We start from the raw sequence: 6,021 nt of genomic DNA, 5'->3' as shown, positions 1-6,021 counted from the left end.
CTTGCCCTTGCAGAGCCGACTGCAGCCGAAGTTATTGCAACCAGTTGTTATTTTCAGTATCACTGGCAGAGTACTGGAGAGCCTGTCATCACAACGGTAATCGTTGGGTGTTAACGGTATTATTAAAACCTAAAGGGGCAAACGCACTCTTGTTTATCAATTTTTTGTATATTCTCTGCTTTTCTGTGTCCCTTTATCAACGATAAAAAAGTCTTAACGAGTAACGTCATAAGGATTAAAACATCAAATATTTCTGGGTTTATGCGGAACGAATAAGGTGTTGTTTTCACAAATGGCATTGAAACAAAAGTAACGATTATACGCGAACATTAATTAACAATAATCTAGATTAGTGTCGACAATAGTGTGCAATACGACTACCTTTACACCCATATCAACCGTATCATTAATAGTATTTGGTTTTTTTTAACGGTCAGGCATATCGCTGGTTAACTATTATGACAAGCGCCTATTTAATCGCAAAGGAATCCATTTTATGAATCGTCACATCATCCCATTGATCATTATCAGTACCTTAATGATGTGTTCATCAGGTTACAGCTTCGCTAAAGACAACGACTCGCATGGTAATAGCGGAAAGCATAAATCTGACAAACATCAAAAAAAGCATGATAAGAAGCATGATCACGAACATGAAGAAACTTATCAGACCTATTTTAGTAACGATCGCCAAGTCATCGTTAATAATTACTATTATACCAACCGTGATGCTAAGCATTGCCCACCTGGGTTAGCAAAAAAACACAATCGTTGCCAACCTCCGGGTAGTGCTAAGCAATGGCGCAAAGGTTACTCACTGCCAGCTGATGTTGTTTACTACGATGTACCATCTGCGCTTACTGTTCAACTAGGTCGTACGCCAGAAGGACAAAAAATTGTCCGTGTTGGTACTGATTTGCTATTGATTAGCATTGGTACGGGTATGGTGATTGATGCAATACAAGACCTTAACGATGTGTTGTAACCTCGTTGGGTAAACCTTGTTATGGCGTTAGTTTTGCCATTAATCGTTAGTGAAACGAAAAAGCCGACCAAGGGTCGGCTTTTGCTTAAACGGATATTCTACAACTGATTAAAATGGTTAATCGTGTTCGAATATCACTTCTTTTAAATCATGAATTGTATCCACATCTACATCGCCTGGCTGATTACTCCATGTGACGCGCAGATAATTGCTTAAGTCTTTAAGCTGTTCATCACTTAACTGATCGGCATAACTAGGCATGGCATAAAAGCTGGTGGTGGTATTGTAATGTTGGCTCTTTATACCTTTAAGCATTACCGCAACGATATTGTGCGGGCTGGCTTTATCTAATGTGGCGTTACCGGCCATTGCCGGAGCAACATTAGGTCGACCTTCACCATTTTGACCATGACATCCAGCGCAATAACCCATGTATAGGTTGTATCCTGGTAATTCACGCTGGTGGCCATTAAAGGTCAGCGCTTTAGCTGCAACGGTTTCGTCAGTATCAAGCAGATAACTGCTTACGGCATGCATGTCGGCATCAGTTAAGTGGCTAAAGCTGTGGTATACCACAGGATACATGCCACCAAATACCGTACCTTTGCGAGAATAACCTTCAGTAAACAAAGACTTTAAATCATCATGAGTCCAGTTTTGTCGGTTAAGTTCAGCAGGAGTAATATCTGATGCCTCTAAACCTTCGATAACAGCGCCTTCAAAATGCTTATCTTGCTCCATGGCAAATAAGCTGTCTCGAGGAGTATGACATTCACCGCAATGACCTAGCGCATTGACTAAGTAATTACCTCGGTTCCAAGGATCACTTTTGTCTTTTTTCGGTGCAAACTTTTCAGCATCATGGGCGATTAAGTTCCACGCCTTCAGGCCAAATCGAACGTTAAAAGGAAAAGAGACATCATTGTCGAGATTAGCTTGCTTGATGGGTTTAGTGCTCATCAAATAAGCATATATCGCTTTGGTATCTTCATCCGATAACAAACTGTAAGAGGTGTAAGGCATGGCTGGATACAAATTACCGTTAACGCCGACGCCATGATGCATAGCATCAAAAAAATCGTCATAATTGTATTTGCCAATTCCGGTATCTTTATCTGAGGTGATATTGGTTGAATATACCGCCCCAAATGGGGTTTCAAATGGCAGTCCACCGGTTAACTCTCGTCCGCCTACCGCTGTATGGCAGGCCACACAGTCGCCAATCTTCATCAGATAAGCACCGCGTTCGATGTCGCTACTGTTGCTACCAGCCTCATCAGCCGCGTTGCTGGAACAGGCGAATAAACCCAAGCCTAAACTTAAGCCCAAAGTCAGTAATAGATTTTGGCTGAGCTTTATTCGCGCCTTTACTAAACGGCTTAAGTGATATTGATATAATGGCTTCATGACAGGGTTAACCCCTCTGTCTTGAGGATTAAATCTTTCATCGCCGCATAGTATTTTACATAACCCGTACAACGGCAGACATGTTCGCCTAAGGCATCTTCGATAACTTGCTCAACGTTATCTTTGGCAATTGGTTTTCGCTCTAGTCGCTCAATTAACGCGGTAGATTCATTGACAAAACCTGAGGTGCACCAACCACATTGAAACGAAAAATGTTCTAAAAATGTTTGTTGTACAGGACTCAGAGCAGTGATTTCACCTTGAGCATTTTGCTTAGCATGGCCTTCAACCGTGCGAATACGTTTACCGTTGAAACGCTCGACGCCATTGATGCAAGTGCGGACGACTTCGCTCATACCTTGCTCGTCATCGACGATTACCGTACAGGCATGGCATACGCCTGCACCGCAACCAAACTTAGTACCAGTGAGGTTTAAATACTCATGTAAGAATTCAATCATCATGATGCCATCGCCGACGTCAATCGGGCCAACAGCTTGGTTGTTAATGGTTAACTTAATTGACTGGCTCATGCCATGGCCTCCTTGATTTTTTTCGCTGTCATTGGTAATTCGTAAAAACGTACTGCGGTAGCTTGATAAACGGCTTCAACCAGCGCAGAAACAACAGGTATCATGACCACTTCGGCGATGCCTCGGCTCGGATCGGTTTCGGACAACTGCGGTAAAATAGTATGTTGCTGGCTCCAAACGCCAACATGTCGTGCTAGCGGCACCTTATAGCGGTTGATATTCCAGGTGCCATTACCAGCACCGGCTTCAAATGGGGGTAATTCTTCATGCAGAGCATGACCAATTCCCATCGCGAGACCGCCTTGTATTTGGCCTTCAACTAACTCATTCACAATCACTTTACCGGCCTCTAACCAAGTGTGAGAGCTCAATAAACTAACTTCGCCATTACCTTCATTAACTGCGACTTCAACTAAGGTTGCGCACGGAGCATAGTAAGTCACCATGGCATTGTTTAGCTCGGCTTTAGGGTAGCTCATGGATTGACGATCGATTAAGTGATAGCCGTTTGAGCTCATGCGGGCTTTACGAGCAGCGCTACCATGATACTTATCACCTTCGCCGTATTGCAGCGCCAACGCATCTAGTGCTATGCGCTCTTTGGTTCCGAAAATCTCAAAATCCGCTTCAGCCCAAGCCCAACGGTTAAAAGCATGACCCATTACGCCAACCACTAAACCTAAATCGTGGGCACGTTTGGCGAGAATGTCGATTGAAAGCGGCGGAAAGCCCATGGCAGTTAGCTTGCCATCAGTCCAGCGGCCGTCGCGAGAGTGATTGAGATTAGTTTTACCCATTGGGGTGTTGAAATACAACTCGTTCCAAATAGACACCGCAGCAGGCCAGAGTCCGTGACGATAAATAATATCGGCGGCAATACGAGTGACGTGACTTTGATAATACGCCGACATAGATGCCGACGATGCCATCGCTTTAACCGGTGTCCAACGTGGATTTGCCGTCATTTCATCTTGGCGCTGCTGCGAAATAATGTATGGATTGTCGGTTTGCACTAATTGCATTGCATCCCAAATATCTATCTCAGCAAGTTTCACTTCATGCGCAAAACTACCTAATGACTCACTAACAACCACGGCTTGAGCCGTTTGAGTACCAGTACCCATTTCGATAAAGCCAATTTCTAAGGTTATTTTACCGTCTTTGGCTAATCTAATTGCTGCACTTGGTGCAGCAGCACCAGTACCATAATCTTTCGTTGCAATACCAAAACCAACGCCGTAACGCATGCCAGGATTTTTAGCTTCATAGCGCGCTTTATTATCTGCACGGTTTTGCCATACGGGAGCTTGTTCGGCCATGTCGAGCATTTCGCGATATCTCAGCGTGCCATTAGGGATAGCACCTTGAGTATTACGCTGTCCTGACTCCATCACGTTAGCCGCGCGTAACTTAAAAGGATCAACATTTAACTCAGCGGCCATCTCGTGGATCATGCCTTCCATTGCTGTCATCGATTGCAATGTACCGTAACCGCGCATCGAGCCTGCATCAGGGTTACGTGACGCATAAGATGTGGCGATAATATCGTTACGTGGGGTGTAATAAATGCTTTGCATTGCCGTCGCCCCAACAGAGGTGACCGACGGGCTGAAATTAACTCGACCGCCACCATCAACTGTCATCTGTGAGGTTAACGCTTGAATTTTCAAGGTTGCTTTATCAACGGCCAAACGACTTTTCATGATGAAAGGATGACGCTTAAGACCTGATTGAAATTGCTCAAAGCGGTCGTTAGCTAGCCGAACTGGACCGTTGGCGTAAATGGTTGCCAACACGCCATAATACGGAAATATCGAGTGGTCTTTAGCGCCAAAACCGCCACCAATATAAGGAGAATGCACCACTAGATTTTTGACTTTGTTAGCTAATGGCCCAGATGACAGCATGTGCACGGCCATCTCTTGAAAGTCTTGCGGCGACTGAGAGGTAATAACGGTATGAAAGGTTTGGTTACTTGCATCAAACCAGCCATTAAAGGCTTCAGGTTCCATCATCATAGGGTCGATAATTTGAGTGCGGTACTCGCGCTCCAATACTTGCCACTGTTGATCTGTTTTGGCACTCGCAATTTGTTTTTCTATTTCGCCAGCATAATAAAGCCCGCGCTCAGAAACCGAGCCTTGAGCATTAGCATCACCTGACCATACCGGTTTGTGGTGCTTAACGCTGGGGAAAAATAGTCCATCGTGTAGTGGGCTATAAGTATCTTCACGGGCACCATTTTCGCCTTCAACCCGAATAAGACGCCAGCTGGCATAAGGGTCTTTAGTGTCTGAAACAAAGGCCGTTTTCTCACCAAAGCGTAATAAAGTATTGTCGAACTGCAACAAAGATTTAGCCTGTTTAAAGGCTGGGAAACTGTCAAATAATAAAATGGCCACCGCATGACCAAGGTAATCTGCTGTTTGTCCCTCGGGCAATAACATATTGTCACCGTAAAACTCAGGTAACTTAACCTTGTCGCGTGCTAGATCTGCCGCAGTAATGACTTTATACGGCTTAGCTGAAGCTGGGAGGTGGTCGAGGGAGAAACCTTGATAAACATGAGATGCATCGGCGGCGCGCAAGATAAACGCGTAGCCTTGTTGTTTTGGCCAGCCAGCCATGTCCATTGCACGGTAGTCACGACCATATACTTTTTGTCCCGTGACTTTAGCGATACCGTCGTTGCGAAATTTGGGTTTAGATTGGCCGCTAACCTGAGTTTGCCACTGTGCAGCAAGTTCAGGCGAAATGATGGACGCATTGGCCCGACTCATTTCCCACAGTAAAGGCGCGGAATATACCGCGACCCCGCCAATAACACATTGTTTTATAAAGGTCCGTCTCGACGCGTTAGATACATCCATATCTCACCTCAGTTATTCTTAAGGGAAAAATCAGACGGCCTATTCATTGTCGTCCGATTAAGACTTATTTGCTTGATTGTCATAGCAGAATATTTTAATTGCGCTGAATCTAAATTAGCACTCTGTACGGTAACATATTGATATAAGGATGCATATTCAAGATTGTTATAGCGTTTCTTGAGTGGCTATCGTGGAGGTTTAATAATTCAGCATTTTGATGATTTAA

4 protein-coding genes are annotated in these 6,021 nt (G+C 44.4%); 1 reads left to right on the top strand and 3 read right to left on the bottom strand.

Going from position 1 to position 6,021, the window contains the following annotated elements:
* The first annotated feature begins 496 nt into the window (after positions 1 to 496).
* On the top strand, positions 497 to 985 hold the full coding sequence (locus tag CXF78_RS11505) for a hypothetical protein (RefSeq protein ID WP_011636333.1): 489 nt from the start codon (positions 497 to 499) through the stop codon (positions 983 to 985).
* Positions 986 to 1,102: 117 nt separating this feature from the next.
* Here the strand turns inward: CXF78_RS11505 and CXF78_RS11500 are convergent, their stop codons facing one another.
* The 3 genes from CXF78_RS11500 to CXF78_RS11490 are packed head-to-tail and all read right to left on the bottom strand — an operon-like array spanning position 1,103 to position 5,795.
* The gene (locus tag CXF78_RS11500) at positions 1,103 to 2,392 is read right to left on the bottom strand and encodes a cytochrome c (RefSeq protein WP_102036859.1); all 1,290 of its coding nucleotides are present in this window, start codon (positions 2,390 to 2,392) and stop codon (positions 1,103 to 1,105) included.
* Positions 2,389 to 2,925 carry a (2Fe-2S)-binding protein gene (locus tag CXF78_RS11495; protein ID WP_011636335.1) on the bottom strand — a complete coding sequence of 179 codons (537 nt, stop codon included), beginning with the start codon at positions 2,923 to 2,925 and terminating at the stop codon, positions 2,389 to 2,391. Before CXF78_RS11495 ends, CXF78_RS11500 begins: the two co-directional genes overlap by 4 nt.
* Entirely contained in the window at positions 2,922 to 5,795 is a 2,874-nt protein-coding gene (locus CXF78_RS11490) for a xanthine dehydrogenase family protein molybdopterin-binding subunit (protein ID WP_102036858.1), read from the bottom strand. Before CXF78_RS11490 ends, CXF78_RS11495 begins: the two co-directional genes overlap by 4 nt.
* Positions 5,796 to 6,021: the final 226 nt, after the last annotated feature.

This window comes from Shewanella sp. 11B5, from assembly GCF_002836795.1.
Lineage (GTDB): Bacteria > Pseudomonadota > Gammaproteobacteria > Enterobacterales > Shewanellaceae > Shewanella > Shewanella frigidimarina.
Note: the sequence above shows the minus strand (reverse complement) of the source record. Positions and strands in the feature narration are given on the sequence as shown.

Coding starts and splice junctions, on each gene's coding strand:
- CXF78_RS11505 (WP_011636333.1), top strand. CDS start 497: ATGAATCGTCACATCATCCCATTGATCATTATCAGTACCTTAATGATG.
- CXF78_RS11490 (WP_102036858.1), bottom strand. CDS start 5,795: ATGGATGTATCTAACGCGTCGAGACGGACCTTTATAAAACAATGTGTT.
- CXF78_RS11495 (WP_011636335.1), bottom strand. CDS start 2,925: ATGAGCCAGTCAATTAAGTTAACCATTAACAACCAAGCTGTTGGCCCG.
- CXF78_RS11500 (WP_102036859.1), bottom strand. CDS start 2,392: ATGAAGCCATTATATCAATATCACTTAAGCCGTTTAGTAAAGGCGCGA.